Below are 24,244 nucleotides of genomic sequence, written 5' to 3' on the forward strand. Positions count from 1 at the left end.
ATCTTCATTTCCACACATCAACATGAAGTTCACCTTCCCTTATAAACTTTTCAGTTTGTTATTCATTAAAAAATGAATAATGATTTTTTCGACATCTAACGCTTCGCGAGGATGTTTAAATTCGAACTTGCAGGAGATCTGCTGACAGGAATAAAGCTGATTGTTTTCATCAAATTCATTGACAGCAACGACATTGACGACCCGGAGATCGCATTGCAAATAGCCAAATTGCTCAAAATCGAGAGATGCCGCTTTGATCAGCGCATTTTTATAAAGAAAGCGGGCATTCACTTTTTGTGAAATCAACGCACAACCACCGCGAGAGATATTTTTAATCTGCAGCGAATAATTCTCACCATTTTTATAACGACCAGAACAGTAAAAGTGATACCCCTGTAAAAAGGAGAAACGTTCATGCTGACGACGCTGAACTAATAAGACCATCTCCGGGATGCGATACGCCAGCCCGCATCCCAACTTATCGGTCAATGACTGACTGAATCTGGCATTAAACCTGATAATGCCGCTGTTACTGTGCAAGATAAAAGACTGAATGGAAGAGAGTGGGATTTCGCTATTGTAGGCAATCACAAAGTAATCGAAGTCAACTTTTTCTAATTGAGTGACCAGGCTGGTTTCTTTAAATCTAAGTTCCACCTTGGTTTTTCTGAGAAGTGCTTCACGAATAATAGCCACGATCTCAAATTTATTGTTCTTTGCCATCCCAAACCCCATAGTACAATCCTTATTTTGTATTTCAGATACATCTCATTCGTGTTTAATGATAAAAGGCTAAAAATGGCTCCAACTGATGGTTTTTGATTACCATAAGGGATTACCTTTCAGATATTTCGCATGATATTAAGTTTTTAGCTATTTTTACTGATTAATTGATATGTAAAAACATTCAATGAAGTGTAAAAGTGGCCTGCATTATGCGTAAAAGAGGTTGGACTTAACGAAAATTTGATAATAAAAAGGAATGAAATGCGATGAACTGCACGATCCTGAAATATAAAAATGAGGCTGACATCATTCGCAACAAAAGGATGGCAAGCTGTGTTTTTTATGCACAAAACGCTGAGAGGTAACGACAAATTTAAATATCAGGGGGATTACTACGCAATAAATGGGGATTCAGGAAAGGAGAAACGTCATCATCAGAAAAAGCATTTTACAGTATTGCGGAATATGTCGAATAGAATAAAAAACATACCGTCAGGAGGATGTTATCCGGCCTGCTCTATTGCAGCGAACCGGATAATGAAGGCATTAATGTGATATTTTTCGGTAGCGGCGCATCCACATCAACTTATATGCCGCAGGAATAATAAACAATGACAGCAGCGGAGCCGTAATCATGCCGCCAATCATGGGCGCCGCAATCCGACTCATGACTTCCGAACCGGCCCCTGTGCCCCATAAAATAGGCAGCAGACCCGCAATAATCACCGCTACCGTCATCGCTTTGGGCCGTACCCGCAGCACCGCGCCGTGATACAACGCGTCATCCAGTTTCTCTGCGCTGAACGTCTGCGGATTGTCCAGTGAAGGGTCGGCCTCAATGGCATGGCGTAGGTACATCAGCATGACCACGCCAAATTCGGCCGCCACCCCCGCCAGGGCGATAAACCCGGTTCCTGTCGCTACCGACAGATGGAATCCCATCCAGTACAGGAACCAGATCCCCCCCACCAGCGCAAACGGGACGCTGGTGATGATCAGCAGCGCTTCTCCGACACGGCGGAACGCCAGATACAACAGAACGAAAATGATCATTAGCGTCATGGGCACCATCAGCTTCAGCTTATGGTTCGCCCGCTCAAGCAACTCAAACTGACCAGAGAACGCGACGCTGATACCAGGCTTCAACTGGACGTTATCCGCAATCGCCTTTTTCAGGTCGTTGACCACAGAGACCATATCCCGGTCACGCACGTCAATGTAAATCCAACCGGTGGGCCGCGCATTCTCGGTTTTCAACATCGAGGGTCCCGGCGCGATGCTGATTGTGGCCACATCCCCCAGCGTAATTTGCTGCTTCATCGGCGTCAGAATCGGTAGCTGGCGCAGCGCCTGCGGGCTGTCACGGTAGCTCTGCGGATAACGCAGATTGATGGGATAGCGGGCAATCCCCTCAACGGTCTCCCCCACCATCGCCCCGCCGATGGCCGAAGTAACAAATAACTGCACGTCACCCACCGTCATGCCATAGCGGGCGGCCTTCTCACGGCTAATGTCGATGTTGAGATAGCGACCACCTTGCAGACGCTCGGCCAGCGCGGACGTCACGCCAGGAACGGTTCGGGCGACCTCTTCAATCTGTTCGGCCATGGCATCAATATCGGCCAGCACATTACCTGAGACTTTAATGCCAATCGGACTCTTAATCCCGGTCGAAAGCATATCAATGCGATTACGAATAGGCGGTACCCACAGGTTTGCCAGCCCCGGCAGACGAACGGTTTTGTCCAGTTCCTCGATGATTTTGTCCATCGTCATGCCCGGACGCCACTGATCCTGCGGCTTAAGCTGAATGGTAGTCTCCACCATTTCCAGCGGAGCCGAATCCGTGGCGGTCTCCGCTTTCCCGGTTTTACCAAAGACCCTGGCGACTTCCGGTACGGTCATGATAAGCCTGTCGGTTTTCTGTAACATACTTGCCGCTTCTGCTGCCGAAATCCCCGGCAACGTGGAAGGCATGTACAGCAGATCGCCTTCGTTAATCTGCGGTAAGAACTCGCCTCCGACTTTACTCAGCGGCCAGGCAACCGTCAGGATTGAGAGCACCGCCACCAACAGCGTCGTTTTCGGCCAGTGCAGCACCTTCAGTAATAGCGGATGGTAAATACGGATCAAAAAGCGGTTGAGCGGGTTGCTGCTTTCCGCCGGAATTTTGCCGCGGATCCACAGCCCCATCAGAATCGGGATCACCACGATCGCCAGAAACGCCGCCCCCGCCATCGCCCAGGTTTTGGTAAAGGCCAGCGGCCCGAACAGACGCCCTTCCTGCCCCTCAAGGGTAAAGACAGGAATAAAAGAGAGAGTGATAATCAGTAAACTGATAAACAGCGCCGGGCCGACCTCCACGGACGCGTTGGTGATCACCTGCCAGCGCGTCTCGTTATCCAGCGTTTCGCCCGGATGCAGATGTTCCCACTCTTCCAGCCGTTTATGCGCGTTTTCGATCATCACAATGGCGGCATCCACCATCGCGCCCACCGCGATGGCGATCCCGCCGAGCGACATAATGTTGGCGTTCAGCCCCTGGAAATGCATCACGATAAAAGCGATACACAGCCCCAGCGGCAGCGAGATGATCGCCACCAGCGCGGAACGCACGTGCCAGAGAAACAGCGCGCAGACCAGCGCCACGACGATAAACTCTTCCAACAGCTTAGTGCTGAGGTTATCGATGGCACGATCAATCAACTGACTGCGATCGTAGGTGGTCACCACTTCCACGCCTTCCGGCAGGCTACTTTTCAGCGTCTCCAGTTTACTTTTGACCGCCGAAATCACTTCACGCGCGTTTTTACCGGAACGCAAGATGACCACCCCGCCAGCCACTTCGCCGTCCCCGTTGAGTTCGGCGATCCCCCGGCGCATTTCCGGGCCAGGCTGCACTCTCGCCACATCACGCAGATACACCGGCACACCGTTTTCCCCTGACTTCAGGACGATGTGATTAAAGTCATCCAACGTTTGCAGATACCCGCTGGCGCGGACCATGTATTCCGCTTCCGACAGTTCCACCGACGAGCCGCCCGCCTCCTGGTTGGAGGCATCCAGCGCGCCTTTCACCTCCGACAGGCTGATGCCGTACTGAGCGAGTTTCATCGGGTCGATCACCACCTGGTACTCTTTCACTACGCCGCCCACAGAGGCCACTTCCGATACGTTCGGGATAGTTTTCAACTCATATTTCAGAAACCAGTCCTGCAATGAACGCAGCTCCGCCAGGTCGTGCTTACCGCTGCGATCGACCAGCGCATATTCGAAGATCCAGCCCACGCCGGTGGCGTCCGGCCCCATTTCCGCACTGACGCCCGCCGGGAGCTTCCCCTGCACCTGGTTGAGATATTCCAGCACGCGTGAACGGGCCCAGTATGGATCGGTGCCATCTTCAAAAATAACGTAGACATACGAGTCGCCAAACTGCGAGAAGCCGCGCACCGTCTTTGCGCCCGGCACGGACAGCATGGTGGTGGTGAGCGGATAGGTGACCTGATTCTCAACAATCTGCGGCGCCTGCCCCGGATAGCTGGTTTTGACAATCACCTGCACATCGGACAGGTCAGGTAGTGCATCCACCGGCGTGTTGACGATGGTCCAGGTACCCCAGATGCTGAGAAAGAGCGCGCCAATAATCACCAGAAAGCGGTTGGCAACCGAGCGACGAATAATCCATTCAATCATCTGCATTCTCCTCAGTGCACATGGGCCGCATGAGCGGGTGTCGCCGACGGTTGCTGGGCGCGCATTCTATCCAACGCGCCGGAGATATTGGCTTCTGAATCAATCAGAAACAGGCCACTGGCAACGACTTTCTCGCCTTCGTCCAGCCCGGAACGGATCGCCGTCACCCCCTGCGAAGCCTGGAAGACGGAGACCAGCTTCGGAACAAAACGGCCTTCACCGTCCACTGTGATCACCCGCTGCTCACTGCCGGAATCGATCAGCGCTTTAGACGGGATCAACAACATCGGCTCACTGGCCGTTTTCAAATTGAGCCAGGCGTTCATCCCTGGTTTCAGCGCTTCATCAGGATTTTCGACTTCCAGACGCAGTTGTAGCGTTCGGGTAGTGGCATCAGCACTGGGCAGCAGCGTCCACTTGCGGACGGTGAACGACTTATCCGGACGCGCCGGAATAGTCAGCGAAAACTGTGACGTGTCTTTAATCAGCCACGCGATGGATTCAGGCACGGCGGCAGTGACCCACACCGGGTCTATTCCCTGAATTTTCGCCACCACGTTATCTTTGGCGATGTTCATGCCGGCACGTAAATCAAAGGCGGTAATGACCCCGTCAATGGGTGCCGTAAGGGTAAAACGGGTCTGAATTTTGCGCGTCGCGACCAGACGCCGAATATCCGCGTCCGGCATCCCGGCCAGACGCAGTCGCTCCAGAATGCCTTCAACCTGGGTTGCCGTACCGCCGGTCTCTTTGAGCAGCAGGTATTCGCTCTGCGCTTCCACCCAGTCAGGGATCGTCAGTTCGAGCAGCGGCGCGCCTTTTTTCACCTTATCGCCCACGGTCAGCGGCCAGACTTTATCGACAAACCCCGCGGCTCGCGCCTGCATGATGACAAACTGATACTCGTTGTAGCTGACGTTGGCCGGGAACGTTTGTGCGAACGTGAGAGGGCCACGGCGGACAACCTCAGTCTTCACGCCGAGATTTTGCGTTTGCGTCGGATCGATACGGACTCCCGGCGCAGCGGCGCTGGCAGACTCTTCATCGGCGTATTTCGGCACCAGGTCCATATCCATAAAAGGCGATTTGCCGGGTTTATCGAAGCGGGTATTCGGGTACATCGGGTCGTACCAGAACAGCACATTGCGGGCTTCTTTTTCCGCGGCAGGTGGTGTATTCGCCGATGGGTGTGCGGAGGCGAAATACATATAGCCACCCACGGCGATAATGCCGCCCGCCATCATGCTGCCAATAATCAGCGCGATATTTTTCATGAGGTCATGCTCAACGTTAAAATAAGAGAAAATTACTGGCTTTTAATATCCTGCAATAACGAAAGATTGCCCTGCTGGATAAACGTAAACGCCACGTTGTCCCCCGCTTTTATACCGTTGAGCTGCGTTTGCGGCGTGATGGTAAAACGCATGGTCATTGCCGGCCAGTTCAGCGCGGGAATGGGGCCATGTTCAATGGTGACTTTTTTGCTCTCCATATCAACGCTTTTCACCACGCCGGTGGCGCTGACCGCCGGGCTTTGTTCCGCGGCAGGCATGGCGCCCATCATATCGCCGTGATGATGCTCATTGGCCTGGACATTAATTGCCAGCGTAGAGAAAACCGCGAATACGACTGCGTTAAATACCGTGTTCATTTTGAATCTCCCATGATGTCATTTGATTTATTCCAGCCAACCGCCGCCAAGCGCGGTATAGAGCGTAATTTCGTTAACCTGCCGGGCGTAATTAAGGTCAAGCAGAGTTTGTTGCGTCGTAAATAGTGAACGTTCGGCGTCCAGCACTTCGATATAGCTCACCGCACCGTTGCGATAGAGCGCTCTGGCGCGCTGAAGGGTGATTTGTAGTGAGGAAAGGTAACGCTGCTGACCGCGAATCTGATCGGCCAGGCTCTGGCGCAGCACCAGCGCATCGGCAACCTCTTTGAAAGCGTTCTGGATCTTCTGCTCGTAATTGACCACCGACTGCTGTTGGCGGATTTCAGCCAGATCGAGGTTGGCCTGATTACGCCCGGCATTGAAGATGGGTAACTCCACCTTCGGGATGAAATTCCACATCCCGCTTGCCGCCGAAAACAGAGTTGAGAGATCGCTGCTGCTGCCGGAGAGACCGCTGGTCAGCGTAACAGAAGGGAAAAAAGCCGCACGCGCCGCGCCGATATTGGCGTTCGCCGCCATCAACGCATGTTCGGCTTCCATAATGTCCGGACGCTGCAACAGGATTTGCGATGAGAGCGATGGTGGTAACGTCACGCCGTTGAGATCGCTGACGTTCTGTCGCGTATCGTCCGGCAGCGTGCCGTAGCTCCCCAGCAACAGCTGCAACGCGTTGTTCGCCTGCGCCAGCTCTCCCTGACGTTTAGCGATGTCGCTACGCGTACTTTCGATCGCACCGCGCGCCTGTTCCAGCGCCAGCACGTTGGTACTGCCGGTGACCAGTTGTTTTTCCACCAACGCATAGGCACGCTCGTAGTTACTCAGCGTTTCTTGTGCCACCTGGAGCTGTGCAAAAGCCAGACGCCGATTGAACCAGCTCTGCGCCACGTTGGATACCAGCAGAATATGCACTGCCCGGCCCGCCTCTTCGCTGGCAAAAAAGTTCTGTCGGTCAGCTTCACTCATGTTTTTCAGTCGACCAAAGAAATCCAGATCAAAGCTCAGGTTCAGCCCGGCCTCATATTCACGGGTACTGCGGGTGTCCCCTTTGAGCTTTCCACTCCAGTTACCGCTGCTTTCTGCGTTCAGTTGCGGATAGCGATCGGCATCGGTCACCCGATATTGCGCCCTCGCCTCCTGCACTTTCAGCGCCGCCATGCGTAAATCACGGTTGCTGCGCAGCGCCTCGGCAATCAGCGTTTTCACTTGCGGATCAACGAAGAACTGCCGCCAACCGCTGTCCTGATAGCTCACCGCTGACGTCACCATCTGGTTCTGGCTCAGAGAAAACTGCTGCGGCACCGGAGGTGCCGGACGCTGATAGTCCGGTGCGAGTGAACATCCTGCCAGCAGTAGCGCCATCGAGAGTGTGAGAAACTTAAAATTACGCATGAGCCTGATTTTCATGTGGGTTGATATCAGCAACTTTACCTGGCGCTCTCTGTTCAACCCGTGACAGCAAAATGACAAAGCTGTCATTTTCCCAGAATGCGATTGCTATCCGATCCGGCTTCTCTAGAATTGAGGAACCCCACGACATTCGCGTGGTGAAGGAGGATGTGTTGAAGATTTTGATTGTCGAAGATGAGAAAAAAACCGGTGAATACCTGACTAAAGGGTTAACGGAAGCGGGCTTTGTTGTCGATCTTGCCGACAACGGTCTGAACGGTTATCACCTGGCGATGACCGGTGATTACGACCTGCTCATCCTTGACATCATGCTGCCCGACGTCAACGGCTGGGATATCGTCCGGATGCTACGCACCGCCAATAAAGGCATGCCGATTCTGCTGCTCACCGCGCTGGGAACGATTGAACATCGGGTGAAAGGGCTGGAGTTAGGCGCGGATGATTATCTGGTTAAGCCGTTTGCTTTTGCCGAACTGCTCGCGCGCGTCAGAACGCTGCTGCGCCGGGGAGCGGCGGTGATTGTCGAAAGCCAGTTTCAGGTGGCCGATCTGACAGTCGATCTGGTCAGTCGCAAAGTGAGTCGGAGCGGAACACGCATCACGCTCACCAGCAAAGAATTTACCCTGCTGGAGTTTTTCCTGCGTCATCAGGGAGAAGTATTGCCCCGCTCGCTGATTGCCTCTCAGGTGTGGGACATGAATTTCGACAGCGACACCAACGCCATTGACGTGGCCGTGAAACGTCTGCGCGGTAAGATTGATAACGACTTTGAACCTAAGCTGATTCAGACCGTGCGTGGCGTGGGATATGTGCTTGAGGTGCCGGATGGTCAGTAAGCGGTTATCCCGCCCTTTTTCGCTGGCGACGCGTCTGACCTTTTTTATCAGCCTCGCGACCATTGCCTCTTTTTTTGCCTTTACCTGGATAATGATCCAGTCGGTAAAAGTGCATTTTGCCGAACAAGACATCAACGACTTAACCGAAATCAGCGCCACGCTCGAACGGATCCTCACCCCCTCTGACGAGCCGGAATCCCGCCGTCTGGAGATCCTGAAAAACGTAGCGGCCGGTTACTCGAACGTCATCATTTCGCTGGAAGATGCCAACCAGCAGGCGCTTTTTCATTCCCCTCATGTACCGGATATCCGGCAGTTTCTTGCCCGCGCCACGCCGGATAAAACCGTTCCGGGCGGCAACGTCTATTTAATTAACGGCCCGTCAATGCAGATGGCAGGACACGGCACCCATTCCACCTGGCGCATGATCCGTCTGCCGGTCGGGCCGCTGGCAGAGGGAAAACCGGCCTATACCCTGTATCTGGCGCTATCGATCGATTTTCACCTGCATTACATTAACGACCTGAAAAACAAGCTGATCATGACCGCCTCGATCATCAGCATGTTGATCATTCTTATCGTGCTGTTTGCCGTTTATAAAGGCCACGAACCGATCCGCAGCGTCAGTCGACAGATTCAAAACATCACCTCGAAAGATCTCGACGTGCGCCTGGATCCCCAATCGGTCCCCATTGAACTGGAACGGCTGGTACTCTCGTTTAACCACATGATCGAGCGTATCGAGGACGTTTTCACCCGTCAGTCTAATTTTTCTGCCGATATTGCCCATGAGATCCGCACCCCCATTACCAACCTGGTGACGCAAACGGAAATAGTCCTCAGCCAGCCCCGCAGCCAGAAGGAACTGGAAGAGGTGCTCTATTCCAGTCTCGAAGAATTTAGTCATATGGCGAAAATGGTTAGCGATATGCTGTTTCTGGCGCAGGCTGATAACAACCAACTGATCCCGGAGAAAAAAGCGCTCAATCTGGCAGATGAAGTCAGTAAAGTGTTCGACTTTTTTGAAGCGCTGGCGGAAGACCGGGAGGTTGGACTACATTTTGAAGGGAGTCCATGCCTGGTTTCCGGCGATCCCGGCATGCTGCGTCGGGCGATAAGCAACCTCCTCTCCAACGCGATGCGCTACACGCCACCGGGCCAGAGCATTACCGTCCGGCTGAAAGAGGCGAACGACCAGGTGCACGTCATCATTGAAAACCCGGGAACGCCCATCCCTGCGGAACATCTGCCACGGTTGTTTGATCGCTTTTATCGCGTGGATCCGTCCCGCCAGCGCAAAGGCGAAGGCAGCGGCATTGGGCTGGCCATCGTGAAATCCATTGTCACGGCGCACCACGGAAACGTGTCGGTGACCTCAGATGCCCACGTTACCCGTTTTATTCTGAGTTTGCCGAAAGAGCCGGTCTGACTGACCTGCACCTGACGACGTTTCCCCCTGTTGTGTACTTACCCGAGTGGAGGTACGAACGACGGGCTATCTCGTTTTCGTCGATCGCAAGCGTCTGCGATAGCATCTTGATTATTCATATAGCGCATACCTGCCAGGCAAATGAGCACACAAGCGCAACGTAATTGCACGGTATAGTGGGAAATGATGTGACGTAAAGACTTTGACGGCGCGAAAAAAAGCTGCGTCGCCGCGCTGTGTCGGTTGCCGACAATTTGCTTCAGTTCGCCTGAGAATGTGTTCATCGCGGTTCAGATGACGCGATAGCATAGCGTTGCGGATGCTGTTTCCGCGCGGTAATGTCGTAATTTTTATATTCCCTCACAGAAATGTCCCTTTTTTACAACGAGAATTTTGGATTATATCGTATCTTTCCCCGCATCCACTGGGGAAATTTTATTATTGTGTGGTTCGTGCGTAACAATATAATCACGCTTAAACACTATGAGGTGACTATGTCCAGTATTCTGAAAGGAATTAATGTGTTATTTATCGCAGGGTTTGGCCCTGTCACGACAAACGCTGAGGAAAGTGCGTCTTTATATAAAGACATACTGCAACTGCCGCTTGAAACTATTGACGGTTATGACGGATATCTGCATTCGCAAAACATCCCCGGAGCGAAGTATTTTGCCGTCTGGCCGCTGGATAAAGTGGCCCTCTCTTGTTTTGGCACATCGGAATGGCCTGCCAGTTTACCTGTTCCTCAGGCATGGCTCGAATTTGAAGTTGACGACATGCAGTCCGCCTCCGATATTTTAAAGGAAAGTGGATGTAAGTTACTAACCTGTATGCAAGAAGAACCCTGGGAACAAACGGTCACCCGCTTTCTCAGTCCTGAGGGGATCATCATGGCAATTTCCTATACTCCGTTTTTGCGCCAGGCGTCAGAACGGGCATAATGAGCCAATGGGGGCGACATGCGTCCACATTGCTAAAACACAAAAAGACCATCCGGTTTTTCGGACGGTCTTTCATTCATTTCATGGTGATAAACGCTGAGTTCACCGCGCTAATAAAAGTCTCGCTAAAACGGAAATATCCTGACAGTGAAAGGTCTGAAAATAGATCTTGCCTGGAAAAAGGAAAACATCACCGAAATTAAAGTTGTGGTTTGTTTTTTACTGATAAAGAATAAAAACTTACGAAAACGGTGGTTAAAAGAAAGGGAAATGACGTCATGAAAACGTATCAACTACATCGCGGCAGACTTATCGACCATATCCAGCTCGTGGTTAACGACTTTGACGCCAGTAAAGCGTTTTACACCGCCGTGCTAACGACCCTGGAAATCCCGATCATAAACACAACAGACGACTATTTCTGGGCGGATGAACTGGTCGTGTCTTCGGTGGAAAGCTCAGGCGCGCTGGGAGTCCCTACAGGACGTCATCATCTTGCTTTCCAGGCCAAAGATCGTGAGATGGTAGATGCCTTTTTTCATGCCGCAATGGAGCATGGAGGACGTGACAACGGCGCCCCTGGTGAACGCCACTACCACTGCGGATACTACGCGGCATTCGTTCTTGATCCGGATGGTAATAACATTGAAGCCGTCTATCATGGTGAAGCACAGCGTAGTACACCTTCTGTGGAAATTAGCTTCAGCCTTTAAATGCCGGGTTCAGGATTGCTCAGGCCGTTTTCCCAATGGAGCTGGATGAACCTGGATTTCTTAGACGGTTTCGTGTCTCAGGTTGGCTCGATTTTTAACTATGATATCCCGAATATGTCTCGTGAAGGAAAAATGGGGATGGGAGGTAATGTCTAACTCGTTGATTCATTATGGCGCCCCCTACAGGATTCGAACCTGTGACCGACGGCTTAGAAGGCCGTTGCTCTATCCAGCTGAGCTAAGGGAGCAATGAACTGCAATGCGGACTGTTCCAAAACTGGTCGGTATTATACGTTCACAACCTTAACGGTCAATGGCTTTCCACTCAACTGCTTGAGTTGTGAGCATCCTGCTTTTCCTGTCCCTTCCCCCCCTCCAGGTGGATCGCCGCTTAAAACCACCCTGACAGAAAGCGGTAACTGACAACGGTCTTCACTTCTGACAAAATAGCGCCATCCCCTTTGACGTGAAGTAACAGATGGAATCCTCTCTCTGATGGCAGCAAAGATTATTGACGGTAAAACGATTGCGCAGCAGGTGCGCTCTGAGGTTGCTCAAAAAGTTCAGGCGCGTATTGCCGCCGGACGTCGGGCCCCGGGCCTGGCTGTTGTACTGGTAGGCAGCAACCCGGCCTCACAGATTTATGTGGCAAGCAAGCGTAAAGCCTGTGACGAGGTGGGATTCGTCTCCCGCTCGTATGACCTACCGGAAACCACCAGCGAGGCGGAACTGCTTGAGCTGATTGATACGCTCAACGCCGACAACACCATTGACGGTATCCTGGTGCAACTGCCGCTTCCGGCAGGCATCGATAATGTCAAAGTGCTGGAACGTATTGATCCGGATAAAGACGTAGACGGTTTTCATCCGTACAACGTTGGTCGCCTGTGCCAGCGCGCCCCGCGTCTGCGCCCCTGCACGCCGCGTGGGATTGTCACCCTGCTTGAGCGTTACAACATTGACCTCTACGGTCTGAATGCGGTCGTGATCGGCGCCTCAAACATTGTGGGTCGTCCCATGAGTATGGAGCTGCTGCTGGCCGGTTGCACCACCACGGTAACCCACCGCTTCACCAAAAATCTGCGTCACCACGTTGAGCATGCCGATCTGCTGATCGTTGCCGTTGGGAAACCGGGGTTTATTCCGGGTGAGTGGATCAAAGAAGGCGCTATCGTGGTTGATGTCGGCATCAACCGTCTGGAAAATGGCAAGGTTGTCGGCGACGTGGTGTTTGATGACGCAGCCGCGCGTGCCTCATATATTACGCCCGTACCGGGCGGCGTGGGGCCAATGACGGTCGCCACGCTAATCGAAAACACGCTTCAGGCGTGCGTTGAATATCACGATCCTCAGGACAACTAACATGGCGACATTTTCTTTAGGCAAGCATCCTCACGTTGAACTGTGTGATTTGCTGAAACTGGAAGGCTGGAGTGAAAGCGGCGCCCAGGCGAAGATTGCCATTGCCGAAGGGCAGGTAAAGGTTGATGGTGCGGTGGAAACCCGCAAGCGCTGCAAAATTGTGGCCGGGCAAACCGTCAGCTTTGCCGGTCAGACCATCACCGTAACGGCCTGAGTGCTCTGCTCTCCCCTCGTCCGACGTCGCCTCCGGGCGCTGTCTGACTGAGGGGAACTCCGCTTTTCCCCTACCTGCTTTTCCCTATAACCATAATGGTTAATTATCGTTCAACTTCAAAGAATCACCATTTCATTTGATGAAGCGTGAAATTTAAGTTGCGCGAAACGCGCGCCTTCATCACGATAAGTAGAACGTTCTACTATAACGTTCTACTTACAATAACAACGCTAAAAAGCGTTACTCGGGGGAAATCAGCATGAGTCTGATATCAGGGTTTGTTAAATCGTTGTCTAAATTATCGATGATTGGCCGCGCTTTAATGCTGCCAATTTCACTGCTTCCCGCTGCGGGCCTGCTGCTGGCCTTCGGGGATAAATTCCATCTACCGCTGATGATGAACGCGGGCGGCGTTATCTTTGATAACCTGCCGATGCTGTTCGCTATCGGCTCTGCCGTTGGCCTGGCCTCGGAATCCGGTATCGCAGCGCTGTCTGCGGCGGTCTCTGTATTTGTCACCAATATCACCATCAGCACGGTGTTAAGCATCACGCCGGAGATGGCTTCCCAGGGCGGTAAATACGCGATGGTGGTCGGTATCCCAACCCTGCAAATGGGCGTTTTTGGCGGCCTGATCTGCGGTATTCTCGCCGCCTGGTGCTACAACCGCTTTCACACCATGCAGTTGCCGGAATTCCTCGGATTCTTCTCTGGTAAACGTTTTGTGGCGATCGCCACCGCGTTTCTCTCCTTTGTGCTGGGACTGCTGCTGCCTTACGTCTGGCAACATATTCAGGCCGGTATTGATGCGCTGTCAGTGGTCGTCAACGGCGATAATCAGGCCCTCTCAACCTTCATCTTTGGCCTGGTTGAACGTGCGCTGATCCCACTCGGGTTACACCACATCTGGTATCCTTCCTTCTGGTACTCCTTCGGGGATTACACCACTCAGGCCGGCCAGGTGATCCACGGCGACCAGACGATCTGGTTCAAGATGCTGGAGGAAGGCGTCAAATCCTTCAGTAGCGATACCTATCAGAACGCGGGTAAATTCATGCAGGGCGAATTCCCGCTGATGCTGTTTGCCCTGCCTGCCGCGTGTCTGGCGATGTATCACGAAGCGCATACAAAGAATAAGAAAATTGCTGCCGGTATTCTGTTCTCGGCCGCGCTCACCTGCTTCCTCACAGGGATTACCGAGCCGGTTGAGTTCACCTTCATCTTCGTGGCGCCGATTTTGTACGTCTTCAACGCGATTATGGCGGGACTGGCCTATATGACCATGTACCTGCTGCATGCGCATATTGCCAAGTCGTTCTCCGCCGGTTTCATCGACTACCTGTCGTTTGGTATCCTGCCGTCCTTCAATGGCTATCAGACCAACTTCCTGAATGCCATTATCATCGGCGTGCCGATGGCGTTGATTTACTACTTTACTTTCCGCTTTGTCATTCGTCGTTTCGACATCAAAACGCCAGGCCGTACTGAAGTGACCGCCAATGCGAACGACAAAACGGATACAGAAATTGCCACTGAAATCATTGGCCTGCTGGGCGGCGCGCAGAACATCGACTCCGTAGGTTCCTGCATTACCCGTCTGCGTCTGGAAGTGGCGAAAAGCGATGAGGTCGATAAAGACGGTCTCAACGGCCTGGGTGCCCGCGGCGTGGTCTTTGTCGGGGACAACGGTATCCAGGTGATTTTCGGTGCAAGAGCACAGTTTATCGCTCAGACCATGTCCACGATGATTGGCAAATAATAGGATGCCTGAATGACACGTCTCCTGTACGCTGGGAGACGTTGTCATATCGGGCTGATAACCGGTAATTTTCAGGGAGCGATTTTGAAGAAAGTCAGCATTATTGATGTCGCAAAGCAGGCAGGTGTCTCGGTTTCGACCGTCTCTCTGGTGCTACGACAGAAAGGGAAAATCTCAGAGGCAACGATTGAGAAGGTCCATGCTGCCATCAATACGCTTGGCTATGTGCATAACATCGCCGCGGCGAATCTTCGCGCCAGCACTTCCAATCTGATCGGCCTGATCCTGCGTGATTTTAGCGATAGCTTTTCCATCAAGGTAATGGCAAGTATTGTTCAGGAGTTGGAAAAACAGGGCTTTATGGTTTTTCTGGGGCAACCGCAGGATGATCGCGCAAGCCTGGAACGCTGCTTGCTCTCTTTCAAACAGCAAGGTGTGGCTGGCGTAATTTATTTGTCGTCGGATCCCATCCGTACAGCACTACCTGAACAGGTGCGCCAGTGTCCTTTACCATTAGTTGTCGTATCGCAATCGCTGATTGAAGAAAACTGCAATCTGGTGATGCGTGATAATCGTCAGGCTGCTAGCCTTGCCACTCGCTATCTGATTGAACGCGGTCACCGCAGCATTGGCTATATTGGCGGTCGACCAGACTGTCTGATTCGCCAGCAGAGACTACAGGGTTTTCGCAATACACTGGCGCAAAATGGCATGGTTTATAAAGAAGAATCGACTCCTGCATGTGACGATGATACCTATGCTGCCAGCATTGCCACCCGCCATCTGCTGGAACAAAATAACACCATCACGGCTCTTCTGTGCCACTCACCCACGGCCATCATTGGCTGCATAAGCGGTATCCATCAGGTCGGACGAACTCTCGGTAAAGACGTATTTCTGACCCAGCAGGTGGCGCTAGTTGGTTTTGAAGATATGCTGCACGTCAATCTCACCTCCCCTTCGTTTACTTATGTCTCTTCCGCCATCGAAGAGACAGGAAGACAGGCCGCCGGATTGATTATCGGCCAGCTTAAAGAGCCAGAAAGACAGACACAACGGATCACGCTGTCAGGCCAGCTTATCACCCGGGAATCAGCGTAGGAAAGAAAAAGCCCGGCAAAACCGGGCATGTGTTGCGAGGCTCATTTACCCGCGGCAGGTTGTACATCAACAACAGTAATTTCATAGACCATGGTAGAAGATGGCGGGATCTCCGGTGGTCGTCCTTGCGCCCCGTAAGCCAGTTCAGGCGGGACTGCCATAATCAGCTTGCCCCCTTTATTCATTTTACCGATCGCTGAATTGAAAAGCGGTGGGAAATTGGCCAGCGGCAACGCCAATACCTTCCCGCTCTTCATCATGTCTTTAATAACTTTACCGCTGGAAAGGCTTTCCTTAACGGCAATCGCCACCACATCTGTTGCCGCGATTTTACCCTGCCCTTTTTGGATAATGCGGTAGTAGTAGCCCATATCTGCCCGTTTAGTTCCCGGCTTACTGCTAAAAGTACTGATGAACTTGTTACTCTGATTCGCTTTGGTACTGGCACTCTTCTGCAGTTCCATTGCCTTCTTATTCATAATATCCAGTTCAGCCAGGATCTTACTTTCCGGCACCTTAAGCTGCCCTTTGATCGAATCAGAAACTCCGCTTATCACCTGAGTCAGTTCCAGTGGGAACCCATCAGACTGTACATTCGCCATCGCCCCTCTGACTTCCTGCCCCCACAAAGTCCCCAAAGCATAAGCGCGCAGTTGTTCTTCAGAAGCTGGCGCAGGCGTCGCAGCCCCAGTCTTTGTGGCTGTTAGCGTTGAAATTTGCTTATTTTGCGCATCCAGTTTTGCCGTCACTTCCTGGAGTTTCTTCTGCGCGTCATCCTGTTGTGTCTTGTTTTCTGCCAGCGTCTTCCTGGCATCGGCCAGAGATTTATCGTTATCACTCAGGCTGGCTCGCAAATCAGTGATTTGTTTGTTCTGCACGGCTCTCTGATTCTGGCTGTCGGTCAGGGCGCTTTTCAACGCGGCTGTTTCCGTCTGGCTTTTGCCCAGCGCCTGTTTCAGTTCAGCCACGACGTTGCTGTCGCCTGTCGTGGCTTCCGCCAGCGCTTTGGCATTGGCCGTTTGGGCCGCCGTCAGTTCCGCGATCTGTTTATTCAGCGCAACGCCCTGATTCTGGCTGTCGGTCAGGGCAGTTTTCAGGGCCGCCGATTCGGACTGGCTCTTTTCCAGGGACTGCTTCAGATCAGCCATGGACTTGCTGTCGTCTGCCCTGGCTTCCGCCAGCGCTTTGGCATTGGCCGTTTGCGCCGCCGTCAGTTCCGCGATCTGCTTATTCAGCGCAACGCCCTGGTTCTGGCTGTCGGTCAGGGAAGTTTTCAGGGCCGCTGATTCAGACTGGCTCTTTTCCAGAGACAGCTTCAGATCAGCCACAGCCTTGCTGTCGTCTGCCCTGGCTTCCGCCAGCGCTTTGGCATTAGCCGCTTGGGCCGCAGTCAGTTCCGCAATCTGCTTATTCAGCGCAACGCCCTGATTCTGGCTGTCGGTCAGGGCAGTTTTCAGGGCCGCCGATTCAGACTGGCTCTTTTCCAGAGACTGCTTCAGATCAGCCATGGACTTGCTGTCGCCTGCCCTGGCTTCCGCCAGCGCTTTGGCATTGGCCGTTTGCGCCGCCGTCAGTTCCGCGATCTGTTTATTCAGCGCAACGCCCTGATTCTGGCTGTCGGTCAGGGCAGTTTTCAGGGCCGCTGATTCAGACTGGCTCTTTTCCAGAGACTGCTTCAGATCAGCCATGGACTTGCTGTCGCCTGCCCTGGCTTCCGCCAGCGCTTTGGCATTGGCCGCTTGGGCCGCCGTCAGTTCCGCAATCTGTTTATTCAGCGCAACGCTCTGATTCTGGCTGTCGGTCAGGGCAGTTTTCAGGGCCGCCGATTCAGACTGGCTCTTTTCCAGAGACTGCTTCAGATCAGCCATGGACTTGCTGTCGCCTGTCCTGGCTTCCGCCAGCGCTTTTGCATTAGCCGCTTGGGCCGCCGTCAGTTCCGCAATCTGTTTATTCAACGCAACGCTCTGATTCTGGCTCTCCGCCAATAGCTTTTTAAGTTGCATCAACGCCTGACTGTCACGCATTTTCTCCGCGGCATAATCAAGAGAATTCGCCACCTTATCAGCAAGCTGGTCAGTTATCTGTTTTTTAAGTTTATTGATTTCATCCAGGTTTTCTGCCAACTGCTTTTGTTGCACAATGGAGACGGAGTTACCTTTATCCTGTTCGCTACGTAAAGCCGCCAACTGGTTCGAACTCTCCTCAAGTTGTTGATTTGCGCTCTCCAGTTGCTGTTGCAGAGTCGCGATCTGTTTTTGCGCATCGCGTAGCGATTGCTGAAGCACAGCACTCTCCTTCTCACCGGCAGGAGCAATCTGAATACCACGCAAATCACGGTTATGCGTTTTCGACGTGTGTTTCTTAGCGGTTCGCGGCGCTGAAATAACGGGGGCAGGTAAATTTATATTTTTTTCTGTCAGCAAGGCGGGAATATCGCTAGCCTGAGAGGTGATCACATCCAACGACTGTACAGCGGCTGCATTATCTCTTGCAAAAACATCACTAACAACACCACAAATCACCAGGGGAAGAGTAAAAAAAAAAGAGGTTTTATTTTTAACGCGTTCATTTAAAACTCTCCCCTCGGTTAATCAAAGATTGACGAACGGTTTGTTCGATATCGCTGCACAGCTTCTGCGTTTTATATTTATACAGTGCATCCATGGTATCCCGCGTTTGGGAACCAATATCCTCTCGCACAGACGTGTAGACAGACGCACTATCCAGCAATTGATCAAACGCAGCTTTCTTTTTCGCATATTGATGCTGGTTCACTTTAGAAAGGGCAATAAGTTCTTTCTGGCAATGAGAAGCTGCACCTTCAGAGGTTTCTACGTTCGCAACCTCTTGAGTCGCTGGCGTTATCTGAGGTGAAGGCAATGGCGCGGATACGACGGGGGTAGAGGGATTGTTCCCTGCTGATGACTGAGATTGTGAATGACGCTGGCAACCGGCAAGAAAAACCGGCGTTATTATTAGTAATATATTTAATGCCCTTTTAAAATATTTGTTCGTTTTACTGACATATCTGTTCGATTTACGATAAGTCGTCACAATAAAGCCCCTCAAAAACGGCCGTCTGCTAGTGAAGAAAAATAAAGAATAGAGTATCTTGTGATTATGCACAGCTAAAAAAGTGCTATACAATCCTTCATTCTCAAAAAAGCAAATTTTAGGATTTCATTCAGACTTTTTACACTAATTCATAGAAACAGCATTAACCAATAACGCTATTTACATAGCAAATATATTTCATCCAATATATATTAATACATTCTCGCATTTCGGATAATTATTATGCCAACCATTATTACCCATGCCGCCGTCCCGATTTGCCTCGGACTAGGTCTGGGATTGAAAGCCATTCCTCCACGTTTACTGTTTGCCGGAATCGCGCTTGCAATGCTACCGGACGCCGATGTGCTTTCGTTTAAACTCGGCGTGTCCTATGGCAACGTGTTCGGGCATCGCGGATTTACCCATTCACTGCTGTTTGCCCTGGTGGTTCCGCTGCTCTGCGTGTGGATGGGGCGACGATGGTTTAAAGCCGGGTTAATGCGCTGCTGGTTATTTTTAACGGTTTCGCTGCTGTCACACAGCCTGCTGGATTCGGTAACCACCGGCGGCAAAGGCGTTGGCTGGCTGTGGCCGTGGTCAGATGAACGTTTCTTCGCGCCGTGGCAGGTGATCAAGGTCGCGCCGTTTGCCTTGTCGCGCTATAACACGCCATATGGACACCAGGTCATTCTTTCCGAGTTAATCTGGGTGTGGTTGCCGGGAGCGCTGCTGATGGGAATGCTGTGGTGGTATAGGAAGCATTAATGTGCCGGATGGCGGCGCGTTGCGCCTTATCCGGCCTACAAAATAGGCCGGACACGCATCAGCGCCATCCGGCAATAGACGATTACTTACGACGCCAGGTGGTTCCCTGCGGACCATCTTCCAGCACAATGCCCATCTCGTTCAGACGGTCACGCGCAGCATCCGCTGCCGCCCAGTCTTTGGCTTTGCGGGCATCCAGGCGCTGTTGAATCAACGCTTCAATTTCCGCGACTTCACCGTCGTCCGCCTGCGCACCGCTTTGCAGGAACGCTTCCGGATCCTGCTCTAACAGACCCAGCACGCCAGAAATCTTACGCAGGTGAGAAGCCATCGCGTTCGCAGCGGCCATATCCTCTCCCTTCAGACGGTTGACTTCGCGCGCCATATCAAACAGCACGGAGTAGGCTTCGGGGGTGTTGAAATCGTCGTTCATCGCCTCAACAAAACGCGCTTCAAACGCCTCGCCGCCGGCTGGCGCAACAGACTTATCCGTCCCGCGCAGCGCCGTATACAGGCGCTCCAGCGCGGAACGCGCCTGCTTCAGGTTCTCTTCACTGTAGTTCAACTGGCTACGATAGTGGCCGGACATCAGGAAATAGCGCACGGTTTCTGCGTCGTAATATTTCAGCACGTCGCGCACGGTAAAGAAGTTACCCAGCGATTTGGACATCTTCTCTCGGTCAACCATCACCATGCCAGAGTGCATCCAGTAGTTCACATACTCACCGTCATGTGCGCAGGTGGACTGGGCAATTTCGTTTTCGTGGTGCGGGAACATCAGGTCAGAACCACCGCCGTGGATATCAAAGTGATTACCCAACTGTTTGCAGTTCATCGCGGAACACTCAATGTGCCAACCAGGACGACCAGCGCCCCACGGTGACGGCCAGCTCGGCTCACCCTCTTTGGACATTTTCCACAGCACGAAGTCCATCGGGTTGTGCTTCACGTCCACCACATCCACGCGCGCACCGGCCTGAAGTTGATCCAGATCCTGGCGCGACAGTTGCCCGTAGTTCGGATCGGTCGGGACATCGAACATCACGTCGCCGTTGTCCGCCACATAGGCATGACCTTTGGCAATCAGCTGTTCAGTGATTTCGATGATTTCAGCGATATGGTGGGTCGCGCGCGGTTCCAGGTCCGGACGCAGAATATTTAGCGCATCAAAATCGTTGTGCATCTCGACGATCATACGATCCACCAGCGCGACAAAGCTTTCGCCATTTTCATTAGCGCGCTTAATGATTTTGTCGTCGATATCGGTGATGTTACGCACGTACTTCAGTTGGTAGCCCAGAAAGCGCAGATAGCGCGCAACCACGTCAAACGCCACAAACGTACGGCCATGACCAATATGACAAAGATCGTAAACGGTGATACCACACACGTACATGCCGACTTCCCCGGCATGAATGGGTTTGAATTCCTCTTTTTGGCGCGTCAGTGTATTAAAGATTTTTAACATCGAAGATTCCGTGTAAGACGTGTGTGGATAACAAAGTTTGTATAATACCCATAATTTGGACGGGAAGCAGCACACTTTGCGAGGTGATCGCAGCGTGCGGTTATGCTATAACACCCCCCTAACTCTGACCCTCAGTTGGGTTAAAGCACCACTCTATCGGAACAGGATGCAAAAATGGTTACTTTCCACACTAATCACGGCGATATCGTAATCAAAACATTTGATGATAAAGCGCCTGAAACAGTTAAAAACTTCCTGGACTACTGCCGCGAAGGTTTTTACAACAACACCATTTTCCACCGTGTGATTAACGGTTTTATGATTCAGGGCGGCGGTTTTGAACCTGGCATGAAACAGAAAGCCACCAAAGACGCTATCAAAAATGAAGCCAACAACGGTCTGAAAAATACCCGTGGTACGCTGGCGATGGCGCGTACTCAGGCACCGCACTCCGCGACGGCGCAGTTCTTCATCAACGTTGCCGACAACGACTTCCTGAACTTCTCCGCCGAAAGCATGCAGGGCTGGGGCTACTGCGTATTTGCAGAAGTGGTTGAAGGCATGGATGTTGTTGACAAAATCAAAGGCGTTTCTACCGGTCGCAGCGGCATGCACCAGGACGTACCGAAAGAAGACGTGATTATCGAAAACGTGACCGTCAGCGAGTAATTGTGACGACACTGTTTATTGCAGATCTTCATCTCTGCACGGAAGAACCGGCGATCACCGCCGGTTTTCTGCGCTTTTTAGCGGGTGAAGCCCGTCAAGCCGACGCGTTATATATCCTGGGCGATCTGTTCGAAGCCTGGATTGGCGATGACGATCCCAACCCGTTACACCGTGAAATGGCCGCTGCCATTAAAGCGCTTGTCGAATCCGGCGTTCCCTGTTTTTTCATTCACGGTAACCGTGACTTTCTGATTGGCAAACGCTTCGCCCGAGAAAGCGGCATGACGCTGCTTCCCCAGGAAAAAGTGCTCGACCTGTACGGTCGCCGGGTGCTTATCATGCACGGCGATACGCTGTGTACCGATGATGCGGGTTATCAGGCGTTTCGTGCGAAAGTCCATCAACCCTGGTTGCAAACGCTGTTTCTTGCCCTACCGCTGTTTATACGCAAGCGTGTGGCCGCCAGAATGCGAGCCGGCAGCAAAGCCGCCAACAGCAGCAAATCGCTGGAGATCATGGACGTCAACAAACATGCGGTTGTCGCCGGGATGGAAAAATACCGCGTCCAGTGGCTGATTCACGGCCATACTCATCGCCCTGATGTACACGCGTTCAATGCTAATGGCAAACCCGCTTTCCGCGTCGTATTAGGTGCCTGGCATCGCGAAGGATCGATGGTCAAAGTCACGCCAGACGATGTGGAGTTGATCGCTTTCCCGTTTTAACGTTTTGCCTGAATGACCCGTAATGTAGGGTACGCAACCGTTTTCCTTGGTTTATTTCCGTGCTATTCTCTGTGGCCTTAAAAGCAGTGTATCCCGCACCACAGGAGTTTTCAGACGCATGTCTTCCCGCAATAATCCGGCGCGTGTCGCCATCGTGATGGGGTCCAAAAGCGACTGGGCTACCATGCAGTTCGCCGCCGAAATTTTCGAAATCCTGGACGTCCCGCACCACGTTGAAGTGGTTTCTGCCCACCGTACCCCCGATAAATTGTTCAGCTTTGCCGAGAGCGCTGAAGAAAACGGCTATCAGGTGATTATTGCTGGTGCGGGTGGCGCTGCCCACCTTCCAGGTATGATTGCGGCGAAAACGCTGGTGCCGGTATTGGGTGTTCCTGTACAAAGCGCGGCGCTGAGCGGCGTCGACAGCCTGTATTCTATCGTACAGATGCCGCGCGGTATTCCGGTCGGTACGCTGGCGATTGGTAAAGCGGGTGCGGCTAACGCGGCACTACTGGCAGCGCAGATCCTGGCGATACAGGATAAAGCGCTGCATCAGCGACTGAACGACTGGCGCAACGCGCAGACGGATGAGGTGCTGGAGAATCCGGATCCGCGAGGTGCGGCATGAAACAGGTTTGCGTGCTGGGCAACGGTCAATTAGGGCGGATGTTGCGTCAGGCGGGTGAACCGCTGGGTATCGCCGTCTGGCCGGTCGGGCTGGATGCAGAACCGGCCGCCGTGCCTTTTCAGCAAAGCGTAATTACCGCAGAAATCGAGCGCTGGCCGGAAACCGCGCTAACGCGTGAACTGGCACGTCATCCAGCCTTCGTGAACCGCGACGTGTTCCCGATCATTGCTGACCGGCTGACGCAAAAACAGCTTTTCGATAAGCTCGACCTGGCGACCGCCCCGTGGCAACTGCTGGCGGACAAAAGCGAATGGCCAGCCATTTTTAACCGTTTAGGTGAACTGGCGATCGTGAAACGTCGCGTCGGCGGTTATGACGGTCGTGGTCAGTGGCGTTTACGCGCCAATGAAACCGATCAACTGCCGGATGACAACTACGGCGAATGCATTGTCGAACAGGGTATCAACTTCTCGGGTGAAGTGTCCCTCGTCGGCGCGCGTGCGCATGACGGCAGCACGGTGTTCTACCCGCTAACGCGTAACCTGCATCAGGACGGCATTCTGCGCACCAGCGTCGCCTTCCCGCGGGCTGATGCGAAACAACAGGCGCAGGCCGAAGCGATGCTTTCGGCCATCATGCAGGAGCTGGGCTATGTCGGCGTGATGGCGATGGAGTGTTTTGTCACGCCGGAAGGTCTGCTGATCAATGAGCTGGCCCCACGCGTACACAACAGCGGTCACTGGACGCAAAACGGCGCCAGCATCAGCCAGTTTGAGCTGCATCTGCGGGCGATTACCGGCCTGCCGCTACCGGCGCCGGTGGTGGACAGTCCGTCGGTGATGGTGAATCTGATTGGCAGCGACCTCAATTACGACTGGCTGAAACTGCCGTTAGTGCATCTGCACTGGTACGACAAAGAGGTGCGTCCGGGGCGTAAAGTCGGTCACCTGAATCTGACCGACAGCGACACCGCGCGCCTGAGCGCCACGCTGGAAGCGCTCTCGCCGCTGCTACCGACGGAATACGCCAGCGGTATCCTCTGGGCACAAACTCAGCTCAAATAAGCCTTATATCGCGGG

The 24,244-nt window shown here is 52.7% G+C and carries 21 protein-coding genes and 1 tRNA gene; 13 read left to right on the forward strand and 9 right to left on the reverse strand.

The features are described from left to right. Positions 1-39: 39 nt before the first annotated feature. The 5 genes from I6L53_RS15885 to I6L53_RS15905 all read right to left on the reverse strand — a co-directional run bounded on the left by I6L53_RS15885 (position 40) and on the right by I6L53_RS15905 (position 7,480). Entirely contained in the window at positions 40-735 is a 696-nt protein-coding gene (locus tag I6L53_RS15885) for a flagellar brake protein (protein ID WP_042320886.1), read from the reverse strand. 537 nt (positions 736-1,272) lie between these two features. Beyond that, positions 1,273-4,419 carry a CusA/CzcA family heavy metal efflux RND transporter gene (locus I6L53_RS15890; RefSeq protein WP_042320892.1) on the reverse strand — a complete coding sequence of 1,049 codons (3,147 nt, stop codon included), beginning with the start codon at positions 4,417-4,419 and terminating at the stop codon, positions 1,273-1,275. A gap of 11 nt (positions 4,420-4,430) precedes the next feature. After that, positions 4,431-5,693, reverse strand: a complete 1,263-nt coding sequence (locus I6L53_RS15895) for an efflux RND transporter periplasmic adaptor subunit (RefSeq protein WP_042320894.1) — start codon at positions 5,691-5,693, stop codon at positions 4,431-4,433. 32 nt (positions 5,694-5,725) lie between these two features. Then, positions 5,726-6,070 carry a cation efflux system protein CusF gene (gene cusF, locus I6L53_RS15900; RefSeq protein ID WP_042320897.1) on the reverse strand — a complete coding sequence of 115 codons (345 nt, stop codon included), beginning with the start codon at positions 6,068-6,070 and terminating at the stop codon, positions 5,726-5,728. Positions 6,071-6,097: 27 nt separating this feature from the next. Beyond that, entirely contained in the window at positions 6,098-7,480 is a 1,383-nt protein-coding gene (locus I6L53_RS15905) for a Cu(I)/Ag(I) efflux RND transporter outer membrane protein (RefSeq protein WP_042320900.1), read from the reverse strand. A 170-nt stretch (positions 7,481-7,650) separates the two neighbouring features. Between I6L53_RS15905 and cusR the strand changes: the two genes are divergently transcribed. The 4 genes from cusR to I6L53_RS15925 all read left to right on the forward strand — a co-directional run bounded on the left by cusR (position 7,651) and on the right by I6L53_RS15925 (position 11,417). Next, positions 7,651-8,334, forward strand: a complete 684-nt coding sequence (gene cusR / locus I6L53_RS15910; RefSeq protein WP_042320902.1) for a copper response regulator transcription factor CusR — start codon at positions 7,651-7,653, stop codon at positions 8,332-8,334. Then, the gene (locus I6L53_RS15915) at positions 8,324-9,763 is read left to right on the forward strand and encodes a Cu(+)/Ag(+) sensor histidine kinase (protein WP_042320904.1); all 1,440 of its coding nucleotides are present in this window, start codon (positions 8,324-8,326) and stop codon (positions 9,761-9,763) included. Before cusR ends, I6L53_RS15915 begins: the two co-directional genes overlap by 11 nt. Before the next feature lie 494 nt (positions 9,764-10,257). Beyond that, the gene (locus I6L53_RS15920; RefSeq protein ID WP_042320941.1) at positions 10,258-10,704 is read left to right on the forward strand and encodes a VOC family protein; all 447 of its coding nucleotides are present in this window, start codon (positions 10,258-10,260) and stop codon (positions 10,702-10,704) included. A 278-nt stretch (positions 10,705-10,982) separates the two neighbouring features. Then, on the forward strand, positions 10,983-11,417 hold the full coding sequence (locus I6L53_RS15925) for a VOC family protein (RefSeq protein WP_042320906.1): 435 nt from the start codon (positions 10,983-10,985) through the stop codon (positions 11,415-11,417). Positions 11,418-11,588: 171 nt separating this feature from the next. Here the strand turns inward: I6L53_RS15925 and I6L53_RS15930 are convergent. Continuing rightward, positions 11,589-11,665: transfer RNA gene (locus I6L53_RS15930), tRNA-Arg, on the reverse strand. Between the two features lie 247 nt (positions 11,666-11,912). Between I6L53_RS15930 and folD the strand changes: the two genes are divergently transcribed. The 4 genes from folD (at position 11,913) to malI (ending at position 15,853) form a co-directional block, all read left to right on the forward strand. After that, on the forward strand, positions 11,913-12,779 hold the full coding sequence (gene folD / locus I6L53_RS15935) for a bifunctional methylenetetrahydrofolate dehydrogenase/methenyltetrahydrofolate cyclohydrolase FolD (RefSeq protein WP_042320909.1): 867 nt from the start codon (positions 11,913-11,915) through the stop codon (positions 12,777-12,779). Position 12,780: 1 nt separating this feature from the next. Then, positions 12,781-12,993: a ribosome-associated protein YbcJ gene (gene ybcJ / locus I6L53_RS15940; RefSeq protein ID WP_042320912.1), complete on the forward strand. Its 213-nt coding sequence runs from the start codon at positions 12,781-12,783 to the stop codon at positions 12,991-12,993. 259 nt (positions 12,994-13,252) lie between these two features. Beyond that, positions 13,253-14,752, forward strand: a complete 1,500-nt coding sequence (locus tag I6L53_RS15945; protein WP_042320914.1) for a PTS transporter subunit EIIC — start codon at positions 13,253-13,255, stop codon at positions 14,750-14,752. Positions 14,753-14,836: 84 nt separating this feature from the next. Next, positions 14,837-15,853 (forward strand): Mal regulon transcriptional regulator MalI, encoded by a 1,017-nt coding sequence (gene malI, locus I6L53_RS15950; RefSeq protein ID WP_042320917.1) that lies wholly within the window; start codon positions 14,837-14,839, stop codon positions 15,851-15,853. Positions 15,854-15,894: 41 nt separating this feature from the next. Here malI and I6L53_RS15955 read toward each other — a convergent pair whose 3' ends face one another. Beyond that, positions 15,895-18,138, reverse strand: a complete 2,244-nt coding sequence (locus I6L53_RS15955) for an FKBP-type peptidyl-prolyl cis-trans isomerase (RefSeq protein WP_174349155.1) — start codon at positions 18,136-18,138, stop codon at positions 15,895-15,897. A 280-nt stretch (positions 18,139-18,418) separates the two neighbouring features. Next, positions 18,419-18,907: a hypothetical protein gene (locus tag I6L53_RS15960; protein WP_139155851.1), complete on the reverse strand. Its 489-nt coding sequence runs from the start codon at positions 18,905-18,907 to the stop codon at positions 18,419-18,421. A gap of 243 nt (positions 18,908-19,150) precedes the next feature. Between I6L53_RS15960 and I6L53_RS15965 the strand changes: the two genes are divergently transcribed. Next, a complete protein-coding gene (locus tag I6L53_RS15965) occupies positions 19,151-19,675 on the forward strand; it encodes a metal-dependent hydrolase (RefSeq protein ID WP_042324363.1) in 525 nt (174 codons plus the stop codon). Positions 19,676-19,757: 82 nt separating this feature from the next. On the opposite strand, the gene cysS is transcribed toward I6L53_RS15965, so the two are convergent. Further along, positions 19,758-21,143: a cysteine--tRNA ligase gene (gene cysS, locus I6L53_RS15970; RefSeq protein WP_042324366.1), complete on the reverse strand. Its 1,386-nt coding sequence runs from the start codon at positions 21,141-21,143 to the stop codon at positions 19,758-19,760. Between the two features lie 174 nt (positions 21,144-21,317). On the opposite strand from cysS, the gene ppiB reads away from it, so the two are divergent. The 4 genes from ppiB to purK all read left to right on the forward strand — a co-directional run bounded on the left by ppiB (position 21,318) and on the right by purK (position 24,229). Further along, on the forward strand, positions 21,318-21,812 hold the full coding sequence (ppiB, locus tag I6L53_RS15975; protein WP_042324369.1) for a peptidylprolyl isomerase B: 495 nt from the start codon (positions 21,318-21,320) through the stop codon (positions 21,810-21,812). Positions 21,813-21,814: 2 nt separating this feature from the next. Next, entirely contained in the window at positions 21,815-22,537 is a 723-nt protein-coding gene (gene lpxH, locus I6L53_RS15980) for a UDP-2,3-diacylglucosamine diphosphatase (protein WP_042324371.1), read from the forward strand. Positions 22,538-22,655: 118 nt separating this feature from the next. Continuing rightward, positions 22,656-23,165, forward strand: coding sequence for a 5-(carboxyamino)imidazole ribonucleotide mutase (purE, locus tag I6L53_RS15985; RefSeq protein ID WP_042324373.1), 510 nt, complete (start codon positions 22,656-22,658; stop codon positions 23,163-23,165). Further along, positions 23,162-24,229 (forward strand): 5-(carboxyamino)imidazole ribonucleotide synthase, encoded by a 1,068-nt coding sequence (gene purK / locus I6L53_RS15990; RefSeq protein WP_042324374.1) that lies wholly within the window; start codon positions 23,162-23,164, stop codon positions 24,227-24,229. The genes purE and purK overlap by 4 nt, the downstream gene beginning before the upstream one ends. The last annotated feature ends 15 nt before the right edge of the window (positions 24,230-24,244 follow it).

Origin of the sequence: Citrobacter farmeri, assembly GCF_019048065.1 — a bacterium.
Classification (GTDB): Bacteria; Pseudomonadota; Gammaproteobacteria; order Enterobacterales; family Enterobacteriaceae; genus Citrobacter_A; species Citrobacter_A farmeri.

Bases quoted from the DNA above. Each gene is read 5' to 3' on its own strand.
- I6L53_RS15885 (WP_042320886.1), bottom strand. From the start codon at position 735: ATGGGGTTTGGGATGGCAAAGAACAATAAATTTGAGATCGTGGCTATT.
- I6L53_RS15890 (WP_042320892.1), bottom strand. From the start codon at position 4,419: ATGATTGAATGGATTATTCGTCGCTCGGTTGCCAACCGCTTTCTGGTG.
- I6L53_RS15895 (WP_042320894.1), bottom strand. From the start codon at position 5,693: ATGAAAAATATCGCGCTGATTATTGGCAGCATGATGGCGGGCGGCATT.
- cusF (WP_042320897.1), bottom strand. From the start codon at position 6,070: ATGAACACGGTATTTAACGCAGTCGTATTCGCGGTTTTCTCTACGCTG.
- I6L53_RS15905 (WP_042320900.1), bottom strand. From the start codon at position 7,480: ATGCGTAATTTTAAGTTTCTCACACTCTCGATGGCGCTACTGCTGGCA.
- I6L53_RS15915 (WP_042320904.1), top strand. From the start codon at position 8,324: ATGGTCAGTAAGCGGTTATCCCGCCCTTTTTCGCTGGCGACGCGTCTG.
- I6L53_RS15920 (WP_042320941.1), top strand. From the start codon at position 10,258: ATGTCCAGTATTCTGAAAGGAATTAATGTGTTATTTATCGCAGGGTTT.
- I6L53_RS15925 (WP_042320906.1), top strand. From the start codon at position 10,983: ATGAAAACGTATCAACTACATCGCGGCAGACTTATCGACCATATCCAG.
- folD (WP_042320909.1), top strand. From the start codon at position 11,913: ATGGCAGCAAAGATTATTGACGGTAAAACGATTGCGCAGCAGGTGCGC.
- ybcJ (WP_042320912.1), top strand. From the start codon at position 12,781: ATGGCGACATTTTCTTTAGGCAAGCATCCTCACGTTGAACTGTGTGAT.
- I6L53_RS15945 (WP_042320914.1), top strand. From the start codon at position 13,253: ATGAGTCTGATATCAGGGTTTGTTAAATCGTTGTCTAAATTATCGATG.
- I6L53_RS15965 (WP_042324363.1), top strand. From the start codon at position 19,151: ATGCCAACCATTATTACCCATGCCGCCGTCCCGATTTGCCTCGGACTA.
- cysS (WP_042324366.1), bottom strand. From the start codon at position 21,143: ATGTTAAAAATCTTTAATACACTGACGCGCCAAAAAGAGGAATTCAAA.
- ppiB (WP_042324369.1), top strand. From the start codon at position 21,318: ATGGTTACTTTCCACACTAATCACGGCGATATCGTAATCAAAACATTT.
- purE (WP_042324373.1), top strand. From the start codon at position 22,656: ATGTCTTCCCGCAATAATCCGGCGCGTGTCGCCATCGTGATGGGGTCC.
- purK (WP_042324374.1), top strand. From the start codon at position 23,162: ATGAAACAGGTTTGCGTGCTGGGCAACGGTCAATTAGGGCGGATGTTG.